This is a genomic window from Candidatus Magnetobacterium casense (assembly GCF_000714715.1).
Classification (GTDB): Bacteria; Nitrospirota; Thermodesulfovibrionia; order Thermodesulfovibrionales; family Magnetobacteriaceae; genus Magnetobacterium; species Magnetobacterium casense.
Map to the genome: position 1 here is coordinate 22,155 of NZ_JMFO01000025.1, position 23,000 is coordinate 45,154.

Annotated in this window: 19 protein-coding genes and 1 pseudogene; 7 read left to right on the forward strand and 13 right to left on the reverse strand. The window is 48.1% G+C overall.

Annotated features, from left to right (window positions below):
- Positions 1 to 37: 37 nt before the first annotated feature.
- The 5 genes from Mcas_RS16940 (at position 38) to Mcas_RS12180 (ending at position 9,332) form a co-directional block, all read left to right on the forward strand.
- Positions 38 to 2,650 carry a VCBS repeat-containing protein gene (locus Mcas_RS16940; protein WP_156033347.1) on the forward strand — a complete coding sequence of 871 codons (2,613 nt, stop codon included), beginning with the start codon at positions 38 to 40 and terminating at the stop codon, positions 2,648 to 2,650.
- Between the two features lie 148 nt (positions 2,651 to 2,798).
- Positions 2,799 to 4,997, forward strand: coding sequence for a beta strand repeat-containing protein (locus Mcas_RS17790; protein WP_081853834.1), 2,199 nt, complete (start codon positions 2,799 to 2,801; stop codon positions 4,995 to 4,997).
- Between the two features lie 197 nt (positions 4,998 to 5,194).
- Positions 5,195 to 8,338 carry a beta strand repeat-containing protein gene (locus tag Mcas_RS12170; RefSeq protein WP_040335817.1) on the forward strand — a complete coding sequence of 1,048 codons (3,144 nt, stop codon included), beginning with the start codon at positions 5,195 to 5,197 and terminating at the stop codon, positions 8,336 to 8,338.
- A 531-nt stretch (positions 8,339 to 8,869) separates the two neighbouring features.
- Positions 8,870 to 9,136 carry a type II toxin-antitoxin system HicA family toxin gene (locus Mcas_RS12175; RefSeq protein ID WP_040335818.1) on the forward strand — a complete coding sequence of 89 codons (267 nt, stop codon included), beginning with the start codon at positions 8,870 to 8,872 and terminating at the stop codon, positions 9,134 to 9,136.
- The gene (locus tag Mcas_RS12180) at positions 9,123 to 9,332 is read left to right on the forward strand and encodes a type II toxin-antitoxin system HicB family antitoxin (protein ID WP_040335819.1); all 210 of its coding nucleotides are present in this window, start codon (positions 9,123 to 9,125) and stop codon (positions 9,330 to 9,332) included. Before Mcas_RS12175 ends, Mcas_RS12180 begins: the two co-directional genes overlap by 14 nt.
- Before the next feature lie 205 nt (positions 9,333 to 9,537).
- Here the strand turns inward: Mcas_RS12180 and Mcas_RS18270 are convergent, their stop codons facing one another.
- The gene (locus Mcas_RS18270) at positions 9,538 to 9,702 is read right to left on the reverse strand and encodes a hypothetical protein (protein ID WP_156033348.1); all 165 of its coding nucleotides are present in this window, start codon (positions 9,700 to 9,702) and stop codon (positions 9,538 to 9,540) included.
- A 468-nt stretch (positions 9,703 to 10,170) separates the two neighbouring features.
- Here Mcas_RS18270 and Mcas_RS12185 point away from each other — a divergent pair, with 468 nt between their 5' ends.
- Positions 10,171 to 13,173, forward strand: coding sequence for a M6 family metalloprotease domain-containing protein (locus Mcas_RS12185; RefSeq protein ID WP_040335820.1), 3,003 nt, complete (start codon positions 10,171 to 10,173; stop codon positions 13,171 to 13,173).
- A 194-nt stretch (positions 13,174 to 13,367) separates the two neighbouring features.
- Here Mcas_RS12185 and Mcas_RS19290 read toward each other — a convergent pair whose 3' ends face one another.
- The gene (locus Mcas_RS19290) at positions 13,368 to 13,619 is read right to left on the reverse strand and encodes a type II toxin-antitoxin system HicA family toxin (protein WP_040335821.1); all 252 of its coding nucleotides are present in this window, start codon (positions 13,617 to 13,619) and stop codon (positions 13,368 to 13,370) included.
- 3 nt (positions 13,620 to 13,622) lie between these two features.
- The gene (locus Mcas_RS12195; RefSeq protein WP_052567362.1) at positions 13,623 to 13,898 is read right to left on the reverse strand and encodes a type II toxin-antitoxin system HicB family antitoxin; all 276 of its coding nucleotides are present in this window, start codon (positions 13,896 to 13,898) and stop codon (positions 13,623 to 13,625) included.
- 149 nt (positions 13,899 to 14,047) lie between these two features.
- Here Mcas_RS12195 and Mcas_RS12200 point away from each other — a divergent pair, with 149 nt between their 5' ends.
- Positions 14,048 to 14,284, forward strand: coding sequence for an antitoxin family protein (locus Mcas_RS12200; RefSeq protein ID WP_040335822.1), 237 nt, complete (start codon positions 14,048 to 14,050; stop codon positions 14,282 to 14,284).
- A gap of 164 nt (positions 14,285 to 14,448) precedes the next feature.
- On the opposite strand, the gene Mcas_RS19295 is transcribed toward Mcas_RS12200, so the two are convergent.
- The 10 genes and pseudogenes from Mcas_RS19295 to Mcas_RS12245 form a co-directional block, all read right to left on the reverse strand.
- Positions 14,449 to 15,264: an FG-GAP repeat domain-containing protein gene (locus Mcas_RS19295; RefSeq protein ID WP_353740391.1), complete on the reverse strand. Its 816-nt coding sequence runs from the start codon at positions 15,262 to 15,264 to the stop codon at positions 14,449 to 14,451.
- Positions 15,265 to 15,351: 87 nt separating this feature from the next.
- A pseudogene (locus Mcas_RS19300) lies at positions 15,352 to 16,314 on the reverse strand (hypothetical protein); the annotation flags it as partial.
- Between the two features lie 426 nt (positions 16,315 to 16,740).
- A complete protein-coding gene (locus tag Mcas_RS19305; RefSeq protein ID WP_040335823.1) occupies positions 16,741 to 16,968 on the reverse strand; it encodes a PIN domain-containing protein in 228 nt (75 codons plus the stop codon).
- 7 nt (positions 16,969 to 16,975) lie between these two features.
- Positions 16,976 to 17,206: an antitoxin family protein gene (locus Mcas_RS12215; protein WP_040335824.1), complete on the reverse strand. Its 231-nt coding sequence runs from the start codon at positions 17,204 to 17,206 to the stop codon at positions 16,976 to 16,978.
- A 216-nt stretch (positions 17,207 to 17,422) separates the two neighbouring features.
- Entirely contained in the window at positions 17,423 to 17,716 is a 294-nt protein-coding gene (locus Mcas_RS12220) for a hypothetical protein (protein WP_040335825.1), read from the reverse strand.
- 3 nt (positions 17,717 to 17,719) lie between these two features.
- Entirely contained in the window at positions 17,720 to 19,438 is a 1,719-nt protein-coding gene (locus Mcas_RS12225; RefSeq protein ID WP_040335826.1) for a response regulator, read from the reverse strand.
- A 33-nt stretch (positions 19,439 to 19,471) separates the two neighbouring features.
- The gene (locus tag Mcas_RS12230) at positions 19,472 to 20,365 is read right to left on the reverse strand and encodes an HDOD domain-containing protein (protein ID WP_040335827.1); all 894 of its coding nucleotides are present in this window, start codon (positions 20,363 to 20,365) and stop codon (positions 19,472 to 19,474) included.
- A gap of 142 nt (positions 20,366 to 20,507) precedes the next feature.
- On the reverse strand, positions 20,508 to 21,998 hold the full coding sequence (locus tag Mcas_RS12235; protein WP_040335828.1) for an AarF/UbiB family protein: 1,491 nt from the start codon (positions 21,996 to 21,998) through the stop codon (positions 20,508 to 20,510).
- The gene (locus Mcas_RS12240; protein ID WP_040335829.1) at positions 21,995 to 22,216 is read right to left on the reverse strand and encodes an addiction module protein; all 222 of its coding nucleotides are present in this window, start codon (positions 22,214 to 22,216) and stop codon (positions 21,995 to 21,997) included. Before Mcas_RS12240 ends, Mcas_RS12235 begins: the two co-directional genes overlap by 4 nt.
- Before the next feature lie 22 nt (positions 22,217 to 22,238).
- The coding region (locus tag Mcas_RS12245; protein ID WP_040335830.1) for an HD-GYP domain-containing protein at positions 22,239 to 23,000 on the reverse strand (762 nt) is incomplete at its 5' end.

A 23,000-nucleotide genomic window follows, 5' to 3' on the forward strand; every position in this document is an offset into this window, starting at 1 on the left:
ACAGCATAAAAAAACTTTTAAAGCAGTGAGGATATTTATGGATTATGCGATAAGGTTAACGAATAGTCGTTTGTGGCATATTGTTATAATATTTAACATAATGCTTGCGTTTTTGATTTTGTCGGTTAAACCGATGTACGCCGATGGAAATTTTACGCTGACAGTTAATAAGAATGGCCAGAGCGTTGGTAGTGTATGGAGCAACCCCAAAGGTATAGATTGTGGTTCAATGTGTAAGAATCCATATCCCTCTGGTACGGAGGTGACGTTAAATCCCATCCCCACACTGGATTCTACGTTTGCCGGCTGGAGTGGTTGTGACTCCATTGACACCAATGACCCTGTGCCGTGGTGTAAGGTTAAGATGTCATCAGACAGGACGGTTACGGCCACGTTTAACAAGAGTACGGCAGCGCACGTTAAGCTCAATGTAGGCAAATCCGGTGATGGCAGCGGTATGATACAGAGCTACCCCCCGGGTATGGATTGTGGCTCAAGGTGTGATGGTCTCTATCCCCAGGGGGCAAAGGTGAGGTTGATGCCCATGCCATATTCAGGTTCCACCTTTGGCGGCTGGAGCGGTTGTGACGCCAATAATGCCACTCCGGGTCCAAGCCCAACGCCGCCTCCAACTCCTAAGCCAAGCACAACCCCGGGACCAACCCAGAGTCCGCCTCCTGGTCCAACTCCAACCCCGGGGCCAAGCACAACCCCAGGCCCGACCTCAACCCCGGGACCAAGCCAGAGTCCACCACCACCTCCTCCTCCACCTCCTTCGTCGCCTCCGTCTCAAGGCAAGGCTTACTCAGGCCCGGGTAATCCCAATGAGTGTACGATTACAATGTCGTCGGATAAGACGGTGACGACCACCTTTAGCAAGAGTTCAAACGCCCTTACGCTGACCGTGAGTAAGGCCGGCGATGGCAGTGGTATGGTGATGAGCAACCCCCCCGGTATGGAATGCGGCATGATATGTAACGGCCCCTATCCCAAGGACGCTGTGACGATGCTGATGGCCAAGGCCGATCCACTTTCGACGTTTGTCGGTTGGAGCGGTTGTGACGCCGATAGCGACAATACAGTGCCAGGTGACGGCAATGACGTTGCGCTGTGTAAGGTGACGATGTCTGTTGATAAAACGGTTACGGCCACTTTTAAAAAGAACACTATCCCAGGCATTTCGTTGGTTGTGCATACCGCCGGTAGTGGGATTGGCTCCGTCTCAAGTCTCCCATCGGGTATAAGTTGTGGATCAACGTGTACTACCACCTATGACGCCAATACGCTTGTCACCCTGGTTGCTACGGCCGGTTCGGATTCAGTCTTTAGTACCTGGTCGGGTTGCGATAACAGCGACAGTTCTACAAGCGCCAAGTGTAAGGTAACGCTTGCCTCCGGCAAGTTGGTAACGGCTACTTTTATGGGAAGCGCCTCTGTCAAGCATAAGGTGCTCCACGACTATGACGGCGACGGCAAGAGCGATCTATTGTGGCATAACCAAAGTACGGGCACTGTTGCCATCTGGCTGCTGGACGGAAACAAGGTCAAGAGCATCGGTTCTCCCGGCAGAGTACCACTTGATTGGAATATAAACGCTGCAGGGGACTTTGACGGCGACGGCAAGACCGACATCCTCTGGAAAAACAGCAAGGACGCCTCACTACATATATGGTTTATGAACGGTATGACAATAGCCGACCACACCCCCTTGAAATTAGGCAGTATAAGCAATAAAGCCAAGAAGTTAGTTACAAGAGGCAACGCTGACTGGTATTTCAAGGCGGTTGGAGACTTCAACGGCGATGGCATAGCCGATATCCTCTTCAGAAACAGGGCCGATGGCATGATGGGCATCTGGTCAATGAAGGGCGCCGGTTTTGTAGACGCCAGGCTTATTGCTCAAAACCCTGGTATGGAATGGGAAATAGCCGGTATTGCAGACTTTGACGGCGATGGTAAAGACGACATACTCCTCAGACACGAAGGCCTTGAGGTGCTTGGCGTGTGGCTCATGAATGGTCCGACGATCAAGACTGCCACGATGGTGTCGCCATTAGCCGACCCTCAATGGCGTATCGTCAGGGTGGGGGATTTCGACGGCGATGGCAAGGCCGACATACTTTACAAAAACGTCAACACCGGCGATGTGGCCATGTGGTTTATGTATGGGCCAAACGTGGAGAACGCAAAGATGGTTGCTACCGTGGCTGATGCCAACTGGCAGATCGTCAGGGTTGGCGATTACGATGGCGACGGTATGCTTGACCTGCTGTGGCAGAACGTCTCTACGGGTCAACTCTATGTGTGGTTTATGAATGGAGCGACGATCAAGGATCAGGCATCTTTGGGCGCTGTTGGCGATCCCGATTGGTTTGTGGTTAGCAATGAGCGGGTGCAGGTATTACCGGCAAACGTGGTGCTTACCGCGCCGGCGGTTGGAACGACTGCCACATTTGCCATCACTGGCGGTGAAACTCCATACACGTTCAATGTCAGTGCTCCTGATCTGGTGAGCACGTCATTTGATTCCGCAAGCAAAACGCTCACGGTAACGGTGCTCAAGGCCGTCACCGTCGCAACACAGGTAGTCATCACCGCTCAAGACGCCAACAAGGAGACATCATGGGCATTCTTGACGCTTAATCCGTAAGAAGGGGAGAGAAAAAGGAGGGCGGCTCCGCCCCCTCCTCAGACCTCCCTGCAAGGGGCCGGCCCCCTTGACCCCATCTTTGGTGGGTGGTGGCTTTTGGGTCAAGTTTTGAAACACCGAATTAAGAAAAAGAAGGAGATTTAGCTTTATGAATAAAGAACGACAAAGATTAACTGTACTCCGGTTGTTGTTGGCAATGTTTACAGTGTTGTGTGTGTTTGGTAACGTGGGAGTAGGGTTTGCGGATGAACCAATAGTGCCAAAGAGCACTTACAACCCCCGTTTGTCATATACCCTTACGGTAACAAAATCCGGTACTGGTACTGTTAAAGTCTCATCAGGCGCCCTAAGCTGGAGTGGAAACACCGGTACAGAGACATATACCGCAGGTACATCACTTACCATTACGGCAACACCCGCCACCGGCTACGTCGTCTCTTGGGGTGGTGCCTGTTCCGGGGCGAGTTCAACCTGTAATGTTACGATGTCAACGAACAGGAACGTGACGGTGACGTTTAACCCCGGATACAGCCTTACGATAACGAAATCACCAAATTCTGGTGGTTCTATTTCACTCTCTACGGGCTCGTTAAGTGGGAGCAACCCCTATACTGCTACATATGACAGCGTTACGTCAGTTACCATTACGGCAACAGCCTACAGTGGCTATGTCTTTACAGGCTGGAGTGGTGACTGCTCAGGTACTAGCTCAACCTGCACGCTGACAATATCAAAAGATATGAGCGTGACGGCGACATTTAGCCTCCCATCATATGCCCTTACGGTAACAACATCCGGTTCCGGTACTGTTACAGCCTCAACAGGCACACTAAACTGGAATGGAAGCACCGGTACAGCTACATATACCGATGGTACGTCAGTTACCCTTACGGCAACAGCCTCTACTGGCTATGGCTTTGCCGGCTGGAGTGGCGACTGTTCAGGGACGAGTTCAACCTGTACGCTAACTATGTCGGCGGCAAAGAATGTGACGGCTACGTTTACTACTTTATATACCCTTACGATAACTAAATCCACCAACGCTGGTGGTTCTCTTTCAGTCTCTACGGGTTCGTTAAGCGGTAGCAATCCCTATACTGCTTCATACTTAAGTGGTACGTCAGTTACCATTACGGCAAAACCCTTATTGGGCTATGCCTTTACCGAGTGGGGTGGCGACTGTTCTGGGACGAATTCAACCTGTACGCTGACTATGTCAAAAGATATGAATGTGACGGCTACGTTTACGTCTCCACGTACCCTTACGGTAACAAAATCCGGTTCCGGTACGGTTACGGTTCCAGGCTCAATAGGCAGCCTAAGCTGGAGTGGAGACACCGGTACAGGTCAATTTTACTATGGTACGTCAATTACCCTTACGGCGACAACATCATCAGGTTACAGTGCAACCTGGGGTGGCGATGGCTCCAGTTGCGGGACGAGTTCAACCTGTACGGTGACGATGACAAAAGATTTGAATGTGACGGTAACGTTTAGCCTTATATACACCCTTACGGTCACAACATCCGGTTCCGGTACTGTTACAGCCTCAACAGGCACCCTAAGCTGGAGTGGAAGCACCGGTACAGCTTCATATCCCAGCGATACGTCAGTTACCCTTACAGCAACAGCCGCTTCCGGTTCAACCTTTGCCGGCTGGAGTGGCGACTGTTCAGGGACGAGTTCAACCTGTACGGTGACGATGTCGGCGGCAAAGAATGTGACAGCAACGTTTACTACTGCATATACCCTTACTATAACGAAATCCCCCAATTCTGGTGGTTCTGTTTCAGTCTCTACGGGTTCGTTAAAGGGGAGCAACCCCTATACAGCTACATATGTCAGCGGTACGTCAGTTACCCTTACGGCAAAAGCCTACAGCGGCTATGTCTTTACCGGTTGGAGTGGCGACTGCTCAGGTACTAGCTCAACCTGCACGCTAACGATGTCTGAGGGCAAGTCTGTAACTGTTAAGTTTGAATCAACAGCATGTAAGAGTTCTACCACTGCTTCAGTAAACAACACATATAGCGATTCGTTGAGCAGTCGTAGTAGTTGCTACTCTCCGCATATGGCAGGAAGTTATGCCGCTTACTATATCCTTACCTTGAGCAGCTCAACAAACATACAGATTAAATTGACGTCAACCTCCGTGGATGCCTATCTTGTCCTGCTCTCTGGCAGTGGTACAAGTGGCACCGTAGTGGCATCCGATGACGACAGCGGTGGCGGCACAGATGCACAGATAAGCCAATCAGAGCTAGCAGCCGGTACATATACAATCGAGGTAACAACCTCTGACCCTGCAACGGCAGGGATGTATACGCTGACGATAACATCCTGGTAGCAGACAATCTCCCCTGGATGGCTTAAGACGGTGATTGTGTCTTTGACGGAGTAGAGATTAGTCCGATCGAGGGAGGATGAAAATGGCGGGGGCTTTCTGAGGGTATACCTTGGCAGGCCCCTCTGCCTGTCTTTTTTTTATAGAAGATACATAACATATAAAGTATCAATTTAAGGCAAAAAAGGAAACGTAGTTTTATGAAGAAAGAACGACAAGGATCAATTGTAATTAGGTTGTTGTTGGCAGTGTTTGCGGTGTTGTGTGTGTTTGGCAATGTGGGGTTAGGGGTTGCTGATGACGGTAGCAATGGTGTTACACCGTTAGTTACGGCAGCCAATGCCATTGCAGAAGTCGATATGGAACCAAAAGGTGCACAGTGCCTGTTTCTACCCTACTCCTGCACCCTTAGTGTAACTAAATCCGGCACGGGTACCGGTAATGTTGACGCCTCGCCTGAGAACCTAAGCTGGAGCGGAAACACCGGTAAATACAATAAATACGACCAGAGTAAAACGGTTACCCTTACGGTAACAGCCGATTCAAACTCATACTTTGCCGGTTGGAGCGGCGAATGCACCCAAGCCAATAAGAACGAGCCATGCACTTGCAGTGGAACAATGTCGCCTTGCAAGGTGGCAATGAATGACAACAGGTCTTTTACTGCGACATTTACCCTGAGCAACTCCCTGACGGTAACGAAATCCGGTACAGGTACGGGTACTGTTACATCCTCTCCAACTGACCTGACCTGGAGCGGCAACACCGGTAAGGTTGAATTTACGGCGTCAACAACGCTTACCCTTACGGCAACAGCCGATTCACCAAACTCATACTTTACCGGCTGGGGCGGTGATTGTCTGTCTGCAGGGACAAATTCGACATGTACGATAACCACAAACTCATCGCCAAAGACCGTGACGGCGACGTTTACCGCCAACACTCTTAGCATAACAAAGGCCGGTACGGGCACGGGTACCATTACGGACGATCAAGGCAAACTAAGCTGGAACGCAAACACAGGCACGGCTACATATCCACTTGGTACGTCCGTCACCCTTACGGCAACGCCTGATTCAAACTCATACTTTGCCGGTTGGAGTGGTGACGGTTCCTGTTCCGGGACAGATTCAACCTGCACGGTAACGATGTCGGTGGCCAAGGTCGTAACGGCAACGTTTAACCCCATGTACACCCTTACGATAACAAAGGCCGGTGCAAACACGGGGTCTGTCGCTGTTGATACGGGCACGTTAAGCTGGAGTGGAAGTACCGCCACGGCTATATACAAAAGCGGCACGTCTGTCACCCTTACGGCAACAGTCGATAACGGCTATATGCCCAACTGGAGCGGCGACTGTTCCGGTACGGGTTTAACCTGCACGGTAGCGATGTCGGCGGCCAAAAACGTGACGGTGACGTTTGTCCCTGGATATATCCTGACCTTAACAAGGACCAGCGGCGGTTCTATTGGAGTTGACTCCGGTGCGTTGGCCAGTAGCGGATACACCTTTACTGTCGGATACTCCATCGGTTCGTCCGTTACGATTACGGCAACAGCCGAAACACTGAATAGCTATCTGCTTACCAACCTGGGTGGCGACTGCTCCTGGACTGGTATAGGATCATCTAAAGGAAGCTGCACGGTAACGATGTCGCAGAACAGGTTTGTAACGGCGGCGTTTTCGGAAGTTGCTGGCATGGGATTTACCCTTGCCGTAACAAAATATGGCACAGGTTCGGGTACCGTTACACCCTCGACAGGCTCGCTAAACTGGTGGGGAGACAACTTCGGGACGGCTAAATATAGTACCGGCATGAGTATTACGTCAGTTACCCTTACGGCCACCGCCACCGCCGGCTCAGTCTTTACCGGCTGGAGTGGAGCCTGCTCAGGGACGAGTTCAACCTGCACGGTAACGATGTCGGCGGCAAAGAATGTAACGGCGACGTTTAGCCATGTATACAGCATTACCGTAACAAAATTCGGTACAGGTACTGGTTCCGTTACGGCCGATACAGGCACAATATCCTGGAGTGGAAACACCGGCACGACTACATACACCTCCGGTGTCTCCGGCACGGATGTTGCCATTACTGCAACCGCCGACGACAACTCATACGTTGCCTCCTGGAGTGACGACTGCTCAGGGTCAACCTTAACCTGGCCAAGTTCGACCTGTTCGTTGTTAAAGATGACTCGTGCCATATCTACGACTGTGACTTTTAATCCTGCATACACCCTTACCGTAACAAAATCCGGTACAGGTACGGGTTCCGTTACAGCCAGTACAGGTACGCTATCCTGGAGTGGAACCACCGGAAAGTACACTCATTACCCCAGCGGTACAAATGTCACCCTTACGGCAACACCCGACGCCGGCTATGTATTTGCCGGATGGGGTGGCGACTGCGCCGTCATTGGCAGTGCAAGTTTAACCTGCACGATATCGATGTCGGCGGCAAAGAATGTGACGGTGACCTTTAACACCGGTAACACATACACCCTGACGATAACAAACTCATCAAGTTCGGCTGGTTCAGTTACGGCCTCAACAGGTATACTAAGTTGGAGTGGAAACACGGGGACGGCTTCATACACCAGTGGCACGTCAGTTACCCTTACGGCAACACCTAACGACGGATATTACCTTTACAGTTGGGGTGGTGCCTGCTCAGGGACGAGTTCAACCTGTACGCTGACAATGTCGGTAAACAAGTCCGTGACGGTGAAGTTTAGTCCAGGATATGCCCTTACTGCAACTAAAACCGGTACAGGTTCGGGTGTTGTTGCACCATCTACGGGTTACATGACCTGGAGTGGAAACACCGGAAGGGCCATATACTTCACAGTAACATCGGTTAACCTCAATGCAATAGCCAACTCCGGCTCGGTCTTTACCGGCTACAGTGGCGACTGCTCCGGCAAAACATGCGCATTAACGATGTCGTCAAACAAGTCCGTGACGGCAACATTTGCCTCAACTTCATGTACCGGTACCAGCGCTATTGCTTTAAGCACTCCGGCTACCGGTTCCTGGAGTAGCAGCAGTTGTTACTCTACACATATGTCGGGAAGTTATGCCGCTTACTATATCCTTACCTTGAGCAGCTCAACAAACATACAGATTGCTTTGACATCAACCTCCGTGGATGCCTATCTTGTCCTGCTCTCCGGCAGTGGTGTAAGTGGCACAGTAGTGGCCTCCGATGACGACAGCGGTGGCGGCACAGATGCACAGATAAGCCAAACAGGGTTAGCAGCCGGTACATATACAATCGAGGTAACAACCTCTGACCCTGCAACGGCAGGCATGTATACGCTGACGGTAACATCCTGGTAATATTGGATCAATCGTATCCTCTTAAAAAAGCATGGTAAAATGGGGTCAAGGGGACTTCTTCGTGGCCGGGGCGGGTGCGACTTTTGGCCGGGGGCACTGAGCGGGGGGTTGCCAACCCCTTGCCAACCCCCCGCTGCGACAAGATTGCGCTTTGCCCCTCCCGGTGAGGTAATTATTTCCGGGTGGATAGAAACGGCAAAGGAGTCAGGACGTTCTATACCAAAGCCCAATGGACGACTTATGTTTGCGTAGGTTATGCAGTTCAATGCAAATGTGTTTACTTAAGTCTGGCGAAACTTTTAGAAAATTTGGTAAACTTAAGTTTGAAAAAGATGCTGATTTCATAGACAATTAAGATTTCCTGGGAGGTTTTTATTGGCATTTAACATAGTACAGAAGATATTCAATGCTCACCTGACTTACGGACTATGTGAGCAAAGGGTCAGCCATCGGACTTCGGGTTGACGAGGTCTATACGCAGGATGCCACGGGGACAATGGTTTGAGGCGATGGGCGTGGATAGGGTAAACTATGACAAAGTTTAAAAAACTGATAAGCCAAATCTTAAGTGGTACATCAGATGCAAATATCAGCTTTAACAAAATACGTGCACTAATACAATATTTAGGATTTAAAGAAAGGATAAATGGCTCACATCATATTTATAGCAGAGATGATATTGAGGAAATTCTTAATATTCAACCCAAATATAACAAAGCTAAATCCTATCAGGTTAAGCAAATTCGTAATATTATCTTAAAATACAAATTAGGAGATAAACAGGATGAACAAATATGAAATCATCATATATTGGAGCGAAGAAGATCAGTCGTTCATAGCCGAGGTCCCTGAACTTCCTGGATGTATGGCAGACGGATTGACCTACCAGGAGGCACTTTCTAACATAGAGGTAATTATTTCCGAGTGGATAGAAACGGCAAAGGAATTAGGACGTTCTATACCAAAGCCCAAGGGACGACTTATGTTTGCGTAGGTTATGCAGTTCAATGCAAATGTGTTTATTTATAGCAGGTTTCGATTGGATTAAATACAAAAAAATGTGGCATTACGGGGTCAAGGGGTCAGCGCCCCCCGGCTCAGTGGGGGACTGGCCCCCTTCGGGGTGGGTCTGAGGGAGGGTCTGAGCCGCCTCCCTTCTTTCTGCCTTCACCTTGTAAGTGAGCAGTTGAGCACGAAACTTACCGCGACGTTATCGGGGTTGGCGGCTTTGGTGTATTGAAGTACGTCTTGAGGACGCGCTTTACGTAGTTTCTGGTTTCGTCGTAGGGGATGTCTTTGACGAACTCGTCTATGGCACTGAAGACGGATCGGAAAAAATTTTCCCACGACCACTTGACAAACACATCAGGGGTAATGTTAGCATATTTGATGGGAGAGTTATATATATTTGACGTGCGAAGTATAACGGTCGCAGGGGAATTGGCCCCCTTCTTGCACTTACTTACTTACTTACTTACTTACTTACTAAAAATGAGCGGACTAATAGTTTAATAACTTATTTTACCATAACCAACCCTTCTATCTCTGTCCTTATGTCTTTCTTCTTGCTGTGTGAATATTGCCTGATTGTCGCCTATAACTATTACCCTTATTTTAGCCGTTTAACGCAATCAGTTGATAGAATAAGCAGGCTGGTTTTACCGGTCGTGCAGTGGACAAAATCAAGACGTAACGTTTGTAACATAGCAACAACGAGGGGGTGATAGAGATGATTAAGTGCAAGTAAAATCTAATGGTTGTGAGGTGAGTCTTAGGTTCAGGATTATTATTAACGTTTAAAACGTCCAAAAAATTGAACGGAGGATTTAGAAATGAAAGGAAATTTAGTTACCAATATTTACAAAAAGAGCTGTTGTACCTTGCGTTGTATGGCAGAATCGATGTTACTAACTTTGTTGACGGTTGCAGTTATGCTGTTAGGCATGGGATTTGGCACGATTGCCGAGGGTGTGCCTGCTGATCAGACAGTTTATAAGATTGTTCAGCCAGATGGCAGTAGTTTTGAGGCAAGAACATTAGGTGACGAGTGGCACCATTGGGTTGAGACCGTTGCTGGCTATTCGATCAAAAAAGCTGATGACGGATATTGGTATTATATAGGCCCGTATAGCGGTAAGACGCCTGTTTTAACAAATAACAGGGCTGACAAGCTACCGCCTCCTACCTTAGAGAGACACGTAAATTTGCCCAAAGAAGAGTTAAAGAAAAAGCGTGCCTTGAGGGATCATATCAACCCAAAATTTGCTCCCAAAGGCAAGTTTAGTACTAAGATTTTATTTATCCTTGTTGATTTTGAGGATCCACCTCATGCCTATAATCCGAAAGACTTTGCAAATTTTATTAAAAAGCAGGCTACAGACTCAGATCAAAGGAGTATTTATGATTTCTACAAGAAGGCATCTTATGGTAAGGTAACTTTAGAGCTGGCTGAAGAAACTTCTGGAACAGTCAACGATGGTGTAGTTGGCTGGCTACGTATGCCCGGTAAACACCCTAACGTGGGTCACGTAGATAAAGAAGATCATGAGGTTATTATCAATTTAGTTAATGAGGCTATATCGGCTGCAGCTAGTTCTGTAGATTTTGCTGCCTACGATACTAATGGTGATGGATATGTTGACACCGATGAACTTGCTGTCGTAATCGTAGTGGCTGGATATGAGGCCAGCTACCCTGATGCTGAAGAACCTAATATATGGGCTCATTATTCGGGCTTATCAAAAAAATCTGCTCCTGTGGTGAATGGTGGTATTGTAACAGTGGGGGCATATCATGGTGGCGCAGGAGGTTATGCCATGTTTGGTGAAGTCTACAAAACAGCAAGGAGTTTTTCTAACCCTTTTCCTAACGACAAACACATGACTACGATGGGGGTTATGATACACGAGTTGGGACATCTTATCTTTAAATGGCCTGACTTGTATGATAGAACAGACGATGCTAACGGCGTACGTTCTGCAGGCTTAGGTGCATATGACCTTATGTCCGCGGGAAACTGGGGGAAGTCAAGTACAGATACCTGGCGTGGAGAAACACCAGTTTTACCCTCTGCCTACCTCAAGCTATGGAGCGATTGGGTCGATGGTGCGATACCGATAAAAACTGATCCTGTATCTATTACGGCAGCAGGGACTGATAGCGCGGCCCGTAACAATACCGTCTTTAGGGTAACACCTGGTAGGGATGGTATTAGTAGTTCAACTAAAGAGTACTTTCTTGTGGAAAATAGACAAAGTAAAGGATATGACAAGGGGCTTGAGAGATGGTTAGGGGCAAACTTTGGTGGACTTGCTATATATCATATAGATGAAGCTAAAGTAAATAATGATTACCCGAATGGTGATGATAATAATCGTTTGGTCAGTATTGAGACAGCCGATAACTACCAGATGACACCGACATTTAATGATGGTCAAAATACCAACCTTTGGTATGAAGGTAATAATGCCGAGGGTTATATAAACATGTTTGTTGGTAGTACAACACCCAACAGCAATCTCTACTCCGGAGAACTATCAGGTGTATCAATCGTGAGAATATCTAAACCTGGAGATACAATGACGGCTCAATTATCACATACATCAACCAACTACACACTAACTGTAAAGACAAGTGGTGGAGTTGAAGAAGTATATCGAAATGGAAGCGAAATCGGAAAAGAAATAGGTATTAGCTGTGGCTCAAGATGTTCATACCAGTATGTTAAAGGCACGTCAGTAACACTTAAGGCATCTGCTGACTCTTGGAACGGCTGTGATACAGTATCAGAAGACAAAAGCAAATGCACGGTATCGATGACGTCAGACAGGACAGTAACGCCTTATTTTAACTCAACCTCTATTTCTGGCCCAGGTAGTTATCCTTCTTTCACTAGCGATTTAGATGGCGATGGCATTAGCGACATCCAGGGGTATCATACTAGCCCATTAGGCGTCTGGTTACTGAACAGCGATGGTGGTGTTGTTGCTAAAAAAAACGTAGGATACGCAATAGGGTGGTCAGTTTTAGGGACAGGTCATTTTAACGCGGCTGGTAGAAGCAATATCCTATTAAGACACTGGGCTGGTGCTATAACAGTTTGGACAGTTGGCAAGGGTGGTACTTCACTCTACCATGGAGATCGTGTAGAAGAAATCGATCCTTCGTGGGTCTTCAAGGGAATTGGGAACTTTTACGGTAACAAAAAGGATTGCGTAATATGGCAATGTCAGAATGAAAAGGGCTGCACAAACGGAAAAAAAGATGGACAGATAGTTATATGGCGTATGACAACCGATTCAACCTCAAACAAAGTATCAATATCCTCAAATAAGGTACTTATTGACAACCTTGGTTCAAACTGGCATCTCAAAGCTATCGCTGATTTTAACGGTGACGGATTTGACGATATGCTATGGTACGAAACCGGTAATAAACAGTTTGTAATTTTCTTTATGAAAAATGGTGAACTTATTGATATACCATCTGTAACATTTGCCAATGGAAAACCAGTTGATCTGAAATCACACTGGTTGCTTCTGGAAGCAGCTCGGTTTGACGGTGATTCAAAGGCCGACATTCTATGGCGGAATACAGATACCGGTGAAGTAGCAATGTGGCTGATGAACGATTCAACGATAGTGAGCTTTGGTCCTGTGAAGGGTCCAAATGGAAAAAACATGGTTCTTGGTAGTGACAGCCAGAAATGGCTTTATGGGGGGTATGGTTCACTCGGTCCAGATTCTATTGCAAACGTACTATGGAACAATAGTTATATATGGAAGATGAATGGAGCAACTGTATCAGAGATAATACCAATTAGTGAATTTGAGTAGAGGCACCAATTAATGGGGTTAAGAGGGCGGGGCACGATTTGCTCACAGCCGGGGGGCGGGCCGCCCCTGGCTCAATTGTCGCACCCGCCCCGGCCACAAGACGCCCCCTTCTTTTTTGCAAGCGACCTCATGATTTTCCTCTGCACACATTCTGTTACTTTTGGCCTTCAAACTCTATTACCACGCTATTGTTATTACTTTATTATTTTAAGCCTTTTTAAATCCTCTTCTGTCCATTCGGCTTGTATTTCTATCATAGACCTCAGTATTTTGGGTGTAAAGGTCTCACCGGACTTATGATAAGATACCGTCACCCTGCGACCATTGCTGTGTAGGTATTGTTGATGGCTACCTGTTTGATGACGCAGATAAAAGCCGTCCTTCAGTATGGCATTGACCAAATCTCCGGCTTTTAGGCTCCGCAGTTGCTTGTAGTCAATGGGCATGGATTAGACGACAACGGCAACACGTATATCGGGTAATATCTCTACTGCTGCATCTTCGTTTTCCGGAATGGGTTCGTTGTCTTGCGTCAATGTCCCAATCACCATTTCTACTACTTCCTTGATATTGCTGATAGCCTCTTGCCGGGTGTAGCCCCACGTGGCCGCTCCCTGCTTGTGCAAAGCCGGACAATAGGCAAACCATCGGTCTTCGTCCGGTTCAACTACTACGGTGAAGGTACAGACCCTGTGTTTGGTTAAATTAACCTCGCTATTTGTCATCACTTTTATTATAACTGACTTTAAATTTTTTCTTCCTGTAAATATTTTTGTTCAGACTGCCTGTGATACAAAAAAAAGCATTTGTATGCTATAATAATATTATGGAGACGCTATAAATACCAGCAATCAATAATGAAGGAGGTAACAGGATGACTAAAACCATTAACGCCAGAGTAGCCAATGGTTTGCTTGAACCTTTGGATGATATAGACTTGCCGGATGGATTTGAAGTAACAGTTACCATATCGGAAGGGTCTATTACTCCACCTAAAAAGAATTTCATCGATGTACTAAATACAACTGCCGGGGCATGGGCAGATACAATTGATTGCGACCAGTTACTAAACGATATATACGAAAACAGACAACGTTGTAGTCGCCCGTAAATAAAAACTTGAAGTACCTGATCGATACAGACTGGATAAATAATGGAGCATAAATGCTTAGAACATTAGGGTTAAGAATAATGGGGTCAAGGGGACTGGTCCCCTTGCAGGGGAGGTCTGAGGAGGGGGCGGAGCCGCCCTCCTTCTTTCTTTTTTGGGGTATGTTACTTAATCACCCACGGGGCGCCTGCCGTCCCTGGTATGGCCGGACCGACAACAGAGGCGTTGTTTATCATCCAGATGGTCACGGTACCGGTGTTTGTGTTCTGCCAGAGGACGTCTGATGTGGCGTCGCCGTTGTAGTCACCAACACCCTTGAACTGCCAGGGTGTACCGGCAATGCCCATTGCGGTGGCACTTTTTATGACGCCCTTGTCCAGGAGCCAGACTGCCACCTGACTGGTCTGGGAGTTCTGCCAGAGGATATCAGCCACGCCATCGCCGTTGAAGTCGCCCACGCCCAGGGGGTGCCACGCCTGGGCAGTCATCCCCACAGCTTGCACGGTGGAGAGCCTCTTGCCATCCAGGAGCCATAACACCACCTCACCGGTAGCACTGTTGTACCAGAAGACCTCATCCTTGCCGCTGCCATCGGAATCACCAACACCAAACATCTGCCACTGCGGGTCTGCCCCCCCGGGGGAACTGCCCGAAACCAGTGTCGAACCGTTGTTGATCAGCCAAACGCCTGCCTGACCGGTATCGGTGTGCTGCCAGAGGATGTCGTTGTTGCCATCGCCGTTGAAGTCGCCCGTGTATCGAATTTGCCATGCGGGGTCAGTAACGTGGCCGAGGGAGAGGGCTGCGGTTATGGTTCTGTTTGCGTTGAGCATCCAGAGGGCTACCTCTGCTGTTTCGGTGTTTTGCCAGAGGATGTCGCTGTTGCCGTCGCCGTTGAAATCGCCTGTAGCCTGTATCTGCCACCTAGTGCTAACTGCTGCCAGGAGGGCCGTATCGGAGATCATCCCATTTTTGAGCATCCAGAGCGCAACCTCTCCGGTGGTGGCGTTGTGCCAGAGGATGTCGCTGGTGCTGTCGGAGTTGAAGTCGTTTTTGGTGGTTGCTCCCTTTGCCTGGCCGGAGTTTACGTTTAACATCAGGGCGGATTCATCTACGGCCTCAAAGTCGGAGCCATGTACCCTGCTGAATTCGCTGACGAGCGTATCGTTGTTCCAGCGCGGATCAGGCACACCGGAGATGTACCAGGAGGAGCCGTTATCGGCAATGATCATGCCGTACTTTTTCAGTGCTTCGAGGATAACCCTTGTGTCGTGTGAAGAGCCTGATGTATCAAACGACGCCTTCAGACGGAATCGTTGTCCCATTGGGGGATAGTTGGTGCCGGTCAGGGAAGACGCCTTGTGTCTGGCCGGCCACAGGTAGGTGTTGCGAGTCTGCGGGACGGTAAACCGGATGGCGTGATTGATTTCGCCGGCGGCAACTTCGTCGTAGCGCACCAGCCCAGGCAAGATCGGCAGTCCCGCAGCATCGGCTGACGTCCATGTCTGAGGTCTGAGGGCATTGGAGCGCAGGTCAAAGATAGCCCCCGATCCGGCAGTCCAACTGCCATCCGTCTGTGGGTAGACCGCGTAGAGTTCGTACAGCATACAGTTGTCCTTGTCAACGACGAGGATGTGACGGTCACCGGTTGATTGATCACCGCCTTCGATCAGCGCACCAGGTGGGATAGGGTAGGGGCCGGGGTCACTCTCATCGGCATAGTCGAAACTCACGCTGACCTTTGTCTGAGTGCCGGAGACAACGTTGTAAGGAATCCCGATTGGACGTCCCTCCCACGTGCCACTGCCGAAGTCCGGATGCACCCCCCTGCTTGCGCCGATCGTTGTGACGTAGTCTGCCGAATTGGCGTCAAGGGGCAGCTTGTCCACGGGCGTGTTCCAGATGTTGTTGACAGGAAACATCCCGCATCCCTCCAGCGTCGGCATCGCAAATACCGGCCTGATCAGTAAAAGCAATAAGACAAAGGATAAGCATAAGACAGGGAAAAGAAGGGGGAGGGCTCTGCCCATCCCCCTCAGACCCCCTCCTGCAAGGGGACCAGTCCCCTTGACCCCATTATGCTCAACCCTATTGGTGTAGAAACTATGCTTTTTCATTTTACTGCTCCTTAATACATCGTAGTTTATAATGAATTCAGACCAAGTCTATCTTTAGAGCTAACCCATAACTTCCTTTTAGTTATTATGCTTAAAAACAAAGTCTTCCCTAAACTCCTTTACGGCTCTTTAATATAAGTTTAACTTGCTTTGTATCTTTCGTAAAAATCTGTAAACCCTGCCCGTCTAAAATCCTCATCAAACGAAAAATACTCTAAGACATTTCTCTCCTTCATCACAACAAAACTGGTACAATCGGTAAAGGAATAAATTTTATCGCTATACTTCTTAAAATACTCCCAAGATAACTTTTTTATGACATCATCCAACCAAACCAGCTTAATATATAGAGTGGGTTAAAAGAAACTCACCAACTCGAACAGCGGTTTTATGGTCAACTTTAGCACGAATAGCAGTAATAGTCTCATCAAAGATATAATCCGACATTAAAAGTTTTATTTTCTGTTCTTTAATTAGATGAAATCTGGTAATTGCTTCCTGGTAATGTTTGTCAGAATCATCAAATAAAGCTATCCATGCACTAGTATCAACAAAAACTGTAGACATGGCGATGTTATTTCTTTAAACCATAAAGGTATTTATCATGGTTTTCTGATAAATCACACAAGCCGCTATTCATAATTCCTGCCAATTTTAGAAGTTCGTTGTACTGGTCTTCTTCCGGTTGACTGCTCTCTGTTTCATCTAACGGGATAACCTTAAACTTTTTACCCTCTGGTAAGTCCACTGGCTCCAGCGGTTCCAGGACGCCGTGAAAAACCCTCACTTCAAATGTTGTTATCATCTCGTTCCCTCCTTTTCGCTCAATTTATGAGTGTTTAATGCTTTTCATACAATGAGAGTTAAGGTTTCTACTTGTAGTTTAGCATGTCAGCTATCTCAAAGTCATTTAAGCATTCTAAATCACCACCTAAAAATAGCATTACATCTGACCTTATCATACCGTTATCAACGTAAACACACAAGTTATTAACAATTGTTAGTAACTTGTTAATAGTGTTTACATCTTTTTGACCTTGAAGACGTCTACCAGGTTTAATACGTCAAGGAGGTTAAAGAGCTTTTCGTCTTTGACAAGTATTGAAATATCGAGTTTGTTTTCAAAAACGAGCTTAAGCAGGTATCCTATAACCGATGACGTCATCGTGATCGACTCCGGGATGCTTATCGTAATCTTCTTCCGGCCATCTGCAATAACAGAGTTTAGTGCTTGTTTTATTTTTTGATAATCCTCGATAGTCTTTATGTGGCCGTTTATATTGACCTCCGAGTTACTTACAACTGTTATCTCCATTGTTTAATCCTTAATCAATGTTTTCATTAAGAGGGCCTGATTGCCCGCCCTGTTATAAAGTAGCACGTCCGAGGTATTTTTAGCAACCTTGATTCCCCTGCCGCAGAGGAGGTGGTTGTCTACGTTGAGAGTGCTTAACTTTGACACATCAAAGCCCTTTCCTTCGTCTGTTATAGTGGCCAGGAGGAAGTCCCCGCCTCCTGATGAACCACTGAAACCAGGAGTGTGGATTATGTTTAATTCAACAATTATCTTCCTGTCGGTATCCTTTTGCTTATCTGTCAGGTATGATTCATAGGTACCCTTTGATGTCAGTTCATGTTTCAACTCAAAATCGAGTTCCAGGGAGCCATGCTCATAGGCGTTCATAATGATTTCGGAGAACGAGTTGATAAACAGTGCGCTGCACCTGTCATTGACATGCAATTGCTGGAGATAGCTCTCAACTTCGGTTGTTACGGTCTGGACGTCGTCGAGGGTGCTGTTGATGACCATCGTTTTGGATTTGCAGTCCTTGTAATCGAACTTGTTTAAAAGTATGAAGGTCACGTCATCTCCAGGTGTACTGACGTGTTCGCTAAAGCGCTTGTATAGGTCGTCTTTAAAGTTGGAGTCCATAAAGTCTCTTGCCAGGAATTCCTGGTACAGGGTCTGGCCGTTGTCGCACCAACTCTCACTCAGTCCGTCGCTGCCGATGAGTATCCTGGTGAAGCCTGTCATGTCGTAGGTGTCAATGGTGCCTGGTATGCGGTGCTTCATAATGGGGATGTTGTTGCTCTTGATCTGGATCAGTTGACCGTCTCGCCTGAGGACCAGTATGGGGGGCATGGAGTACATGGAGGTGTGCATCTTGTGGTTGTTGAAGTCTATGTAGACGAAAGAGGCACAGACGATCTCCTCGTTGAGCAGCTCCTTGGCTATGAAGTCTGTGTAGAGGCGGAGGAATTCGCTAAAATCAAAGCAGCCCTTGTCGATGGCTCCGTCTATGAGGTGGTTGACAAACGACGTCGTCAGGATTGAGGTTACCGATGCAGAGAGTCCCTTGCCCATGGCGTCAACGATGAAGAGTATTACCTCGCCGGTGCTTAGTTCTCTGATTGAATAGCTGTCGCCGCTAAGTATATCCAGCGGCATGTAATGTATATCGATGCACCAGAGGCTGCAGACGTCGTCGTTGTCATTGATAGTGTTTATTCGTTTGAAGCTGAAGTCGTTTTTTATTATCCGCAGTTCCTTCAGGAAGGCCATTTCTTGTTGTGTGAAGTGGTATTTTTCTCTGTAGCGCAACAGTTCCAGTTCCTGTTGCTGTGTTTTTTGTGCCAGGTTTTCCATGACCATCTGGGAGACGGCAATCTCTATGGCTCTTAACAGATTGGGCACTATTATGGGTTTGGTGACAAACTGCGTAACGCCCTGATTTATTGCGTCGATCAGGAATTCCGAGTCTATAAAGCCGGTGATAAGGATTATAGGGGTCTTTCTGTCATGTACCCTGATGCTCTTGATCAATTGGAGGCCGTTGACCTCCGGCATCAGGTAATCGGTCAGGATGAGGTCTACGTTGTTTTGCTGGTATTTTTCATATCCGTCCTTACCGTCTTCGGCCAGGATGACAGTCTTAAACATTTTCTCAAGGCGATTGATCAGTTGGATAGGTCTCTCATCCTCTACGTACAGGGCCGTCAGTTCCCTGGTTATCTTAAGCAGGTTTTCGTATTGCATATATGCACCTGACGTTAAGCCTGTAGTGAGTTCCTATACGGCATTTATTATATCGAGGGCATCTCTTTTAAGGTCCTGGATGTCTTCTGCGGACATGTACAGTTGAGTCGGCACCTTTGGGTGCATTTTTATCCAGGCTTGGAGGTCCTTATAGAAGCCCACGGCCCTTACGTTGTCGTAGCCCTCCCTGAGGTACTCGGCCAGTAGCAGGATGGCGGCCAGCGTGCGAGTGTCCTGACGTTCGTGGATACTGACATCTACGTAGTGATGGTAGCAGACGGCCTCGGCTACAACTTCGGGCAGGTGCCAGGTCTTGGCCATCAGGAAGCTCACAACGCAGTGGTTGGTGTTATATATAGCCTCTTCAAGCCCAATGATGGACTTCTTTTTTCCAGACAGGGCTATTGCCGGTACAATGCCCAGGGCCTGGTCTATGAGTTTTGTGTAATCGGGGTATTTTTTCTTGACAAAGATTGCCACTGCGCTGTCGTGAAACAGACCGCACATATAGGCCATATTGACATCGATCGACCTGGTGGTCTTGGCGATATGCGCAGATAAGGCGGCAACCACCTCGGAGTGTCTCCAGAACTTTTCGAAGTGTACGGTGGTCGCAGCGCTGCACATGGACTCATTCAAGGCACTGGCCAGCACAGTCGTGGAAAACGTGTTTATACCCAGCATGTTTATCGCCTTTTCGATTGAGTCAACCCTGCCCGCCCCAAACATCGGACGATTGGAGACCTTCAGCACCTTGGCCGATAAGCCAACGTCCTTGCTGACAAGATCGATCACCTTGCGGAAGTCCGTATCCTTGCTCCTGACCTCATTATAGACATCGATCACTATCTGTGGGCATGACGGTATCTCAAGGGTCTTGGCAAGTTCTCTTAAGTGTTCGTATTCCTCGTGGACCTTCTTTAACATATATTGCTAACCTTTCCGGCTTACATTAGCTCTGTACTGATACCGTTTTTTTTGTACTCTGTCACCAGTGTATCTCTACCAACCCTCACTATTATGAATATTAACATATTTATCATCAAAATTACAGTGACATTTTTTTATATCAACTATCTTGCTTGAGCCTTACAAACTCCATAGCAATCCTGATGAGGTCTGAATTTGACAGCAGGCTCTTGTACATGAGGGCGTCCTCGGCCAGAGGAAAGAAGAGGTTAAACCACCTCAGCGGCAGTTCACAAAGCAGGAGAGCGTTGATAAACTCTACCAGCGGTCTGTCCATATCAAAGTCGGGATCAAGTTCCTGCAGGACGCCCTTGAGCGTAAAGATGGCCTTTCTGAACAGGAGCAGGTCGCTTGGGAACTTGACCCCCTTGATGGCCAGCCTGTCCAGCAACGTCAGCGATTGCTCGATGAATCCCTCCGATGGTTCGGCAACAAAGCGGTTGATCTCATCCCTGATGACATGCCCCGTACCGACGCCATCTTCGCAGAGCGCAATCGTTGAGTTGTATATGCGTCCTGCATCCCGTGTAAAGATATCCAGGCTGAGTCTCATGATAGCGGCCCGCCGGCTTTTATCCAGTTCACCGGCAAGACTCCAGTCCAGGAGGGCTATCCGGCCATCGTGGTCGCAGTAGTAGATGTTTCCTGCGTGGGGGTCGCCGTGGAAGATGCTGCGATGTTGACCGGAAAACAACGGGTGACACACCAGCGAGACAAAGAGCGTCCTGGCGCACTGTTTCCTCCGGGATGTGCTCAGGGGGGCATCGGTTATCTTTTCTCCCCTGATCAGCTCCATGACCGTTACGGCATCCCTGGAGGCGGGGTCAAGGCGGGGTATTTTGACGTCCCGGATGCCGTCGTAGAGGCAGTGTGCAAGTTTGAGGTTGCGCTGTTCGTTGCGGAGGTCTATTTCGGTCAGGAGGGCGGTTTTTATGTCAGCGAAGGTTTCGATAAACCTGAAGCTGTCAACGTCGTAGTCGTCTCTGTGGGCGTCATAGAAGGCAGCCAGGGCGTCAAGGATTTCCAGTTCTTCATGCAGGCGTTGCGGGACGTCGGGCTTGATGATCTTAAAGACCCCGCCACTGATGCCTGATCCGTGCGGGGTATCGCACGTAAAGTCTACCACGGCGGCCACGCTGGCCTCGTAGCAGACGTTGTAGTTGAGCCGGACGTTGTGGTCGCTCATCCAGTTGCCCAGCGCATCCACAACGATGGCCTCTATGACGTCCGCATCAATCTTCATCACGGAGTTTTCAAGCTCTGCGAGTCTGTTTCTGAATTGCGAGTCGATGTGTTGGTTGCGTGCAATTGTCTGTCCCAGCTTGTGCAGTGTGGGGACCTCCATGGCAAGTCTCACCAGGCGTCCGGGGGCGGTGTCCTCCTCCGACAGGGCATAGACAATGGCCGCAAAACGCTCAGGGGATATCTCCGACAGCAGAAACGACACCCCGTCCCTGACTATCGGCCTGAATCGCTCATAGACGTCCGGTATTATATCGTCAAGCCCCGTAAGCTCTATCACCATGTCAACGTCTGTCACGGATTCAACATCTTCCTCAACTTCAGGGAAAAGACGTAATGAATAAGTCATAGCTTTTCTTCTATTCGTGATTGAAGTTCATCAAGAGTCAGAAGTTTCTTGGGATTGGTTCTGTAATCTTTAAGTCGCTTATCCAATTCCTCAATATGACTCCGTGCAATAGTAATTTCCTGGTTATCAGAAGTAATGCTATCCCAAAGCTCTTCGACTAAAAGAATTTTCTCGGATACGCTCATCCTGTTTATCTCTGGAATATCACATACACGCATAGTTAATCTCCTTATATCTACGCTATGAGTTTTCTCTGTATATGGTATCAAAGTCGGCGGAGGCTTTGATGAAAGCCCTAAGAACGTCCGGATCGAAGTGTGTTGGTAATGTCCTGCCGTCGCCTTTTGTGATTATATCAACCGCCTTTTTGTGCTCAAACGGTGGCTTATATGGTCTCTTCATAACCAGGGCGTCATACTGATCGCAGATTATGACAATCCTTGCCTCAAGCGGTATAGCCTCGCCCTTCAACCCTGCAGGGTATCCTGAACCGTCCCATCTCTCGTGGTGATAGAGGGCTATTGTTTCGGCCATCTGTATACCGTCGTGTGAAGACCCTGAGAGTATGCCGGCACCTATCATGGAGTGCGTCTTTATCACCTCAAACTCCTCCTCCGTAAGCCGTCCCTGCTTTAACAACACGCTGTCAGGTATGCCGATCTTGCCTATGTCATGCAGAGGGCTTGCAAAACTTATTGCTTCAGCAAATCCACCTGACAAACCAAGCTCCTGTGCCAACCTCTTTGAGTATAGACCCATCCTTGATATATGTTCACCCGTATCGGTATCCTTGCGCTCGGAAGCTAATATCAGACGTTGAAGCAGCTCATCGGTCAGGTCCTTTATCTTCCTCTGCGCACTTTTTAGTTCAAGGGTCTTCTTCTCAACCGTACTTTCGAGCATCTTCTTGTAGGTACGGTCTAACTTCGCATACCACAGGTAATCTACAATACTACTCAAGGCCCCCACAAAATGCCTTGTATCAAGGGGTTTGATGAGAAA

Excerpts from the sequence above, each read along its gene's own strand:
- Mcas_RS12220 (WP_040335825.1), bottom strand. The coding sequence starts at position 17,716 with ATGGAGATAACAGTTGTAAGTAACTCGGAGGTCAATATAAACGGCCAC.
- Mcas_RS12235 (WP_040335828.1), bottom strand. The coding sequence starts at position 21,998 with ATGACTTATTCATTACGTCTTTTCCCTGAAGTTGAGGAAGATGTTGAA.
- Mcas_RS12230 (WP_040335827.1), bottom strand. The coding sequence starts at position 20,365 with ATGTTAAAGAAGGTCCACGAGGAATACGAACACTTAAGAGAACTTGCC.
- Mcas_RS12180 (WP_040335819.1), top strand. The coding sequence starts at position 9,123 with ATGAACAAATATGAAATCATCATATATTGGAGCGAAGAAGATCAGTCG.
- Mcas_RS12225 (WP_040335826.1), bottom strand. The coding sequence starts at position 19,438 with ATGCAATACGAAAACCTGCTTAAGATAACCAGGGAACTGACGGCCCTG.
- Mcas_RS16940 (WP_156033347.1), top strand. The coding sequence starts at position 38 with ATGGATTATGCGATAAGGTTAACGAATAGTCGTTTGTGGCATATTGTT.
- Mcas_RS19295 (WP_353740391.1), bottom strand. The coding sequence starts at position 15,264 with ATGCTCAAAAATGGGATGATCTCCGATACGGCCCTCCTGGCAGCAGTT.
- Mcas_RS12175 (WP_040335818.1), top strand. The coding sequence starts at position 8,870 with ATGACAAAGTTTAAAAAACTGATAAGCCAAATCTTAAGTGGTACATCA.
- Mcas_RS12170 (WP_040335817.1), top strand. The coding sequence starts at position 5,195 with ATGAAGAAAGAACGACAAGGATCAATTGTAATTAGGTTGTTGTTGGCA.
- Mcas_RS12200 (WP_040335822.1), top strand. The coding sequence starts at position 14,048 with ATGACTAAAACCATTAACGCCAGAGTAGCCAATGGTTTGCTTGAACCT.
- Mcas_RS12195 (WP_052567362.1), bottom strand. The coding sequence starts at position 13,898 with ATGACAAATAGCGAGGTTAATTTAACCAAACACAGGGTCTGTACCTTC.
- Mcas_RS12240 (WP_040335829.1), bottom strand. The coding sequence starts at position 22,216 with ATGCGTGTATGTGATATTCCAGAGATAAACAGGATGAGCGTATCCGAG.
- Mcas_RS17790 (WP_081853834.1), top strand. The coding sequence starts at position 2,799 with ATGAATAAAGAACGACAAAGATTAACTGTACTCCGGTTGTTGTTGGCA.
- Mcas_RS19305 (WP_040335823.1), bottom strand. The coding sequence starts at position 16,968 with ATGTCTACAGTTTTTGTTGATACTAGTGCATGGATAGCTTTATTTGAT.
- Mcas_RS19290 (WP_040335821.1), bottom strand. The coding sequence starts at position 13,619 with ATGCCCATTGACTACAAGCAACTGCGGAGCCTAAAAGCCGGAGATTTG.
- Mcas_RS12185 (WP_040335820.1), top strand. The coding sequence starts at position 10,171 with ATGAAAGGAAATTTAGTTACCAATATTTACAAAAAGAGCTGTTGTACC.
- Mcas_RS12215 (WP_040335824.1), bottom strand. The coding sequence starts at position 17,206 with ATGATAACAACATTTGAAGTGAGGGTTTTTCACGGCGTCCTGGAACCG.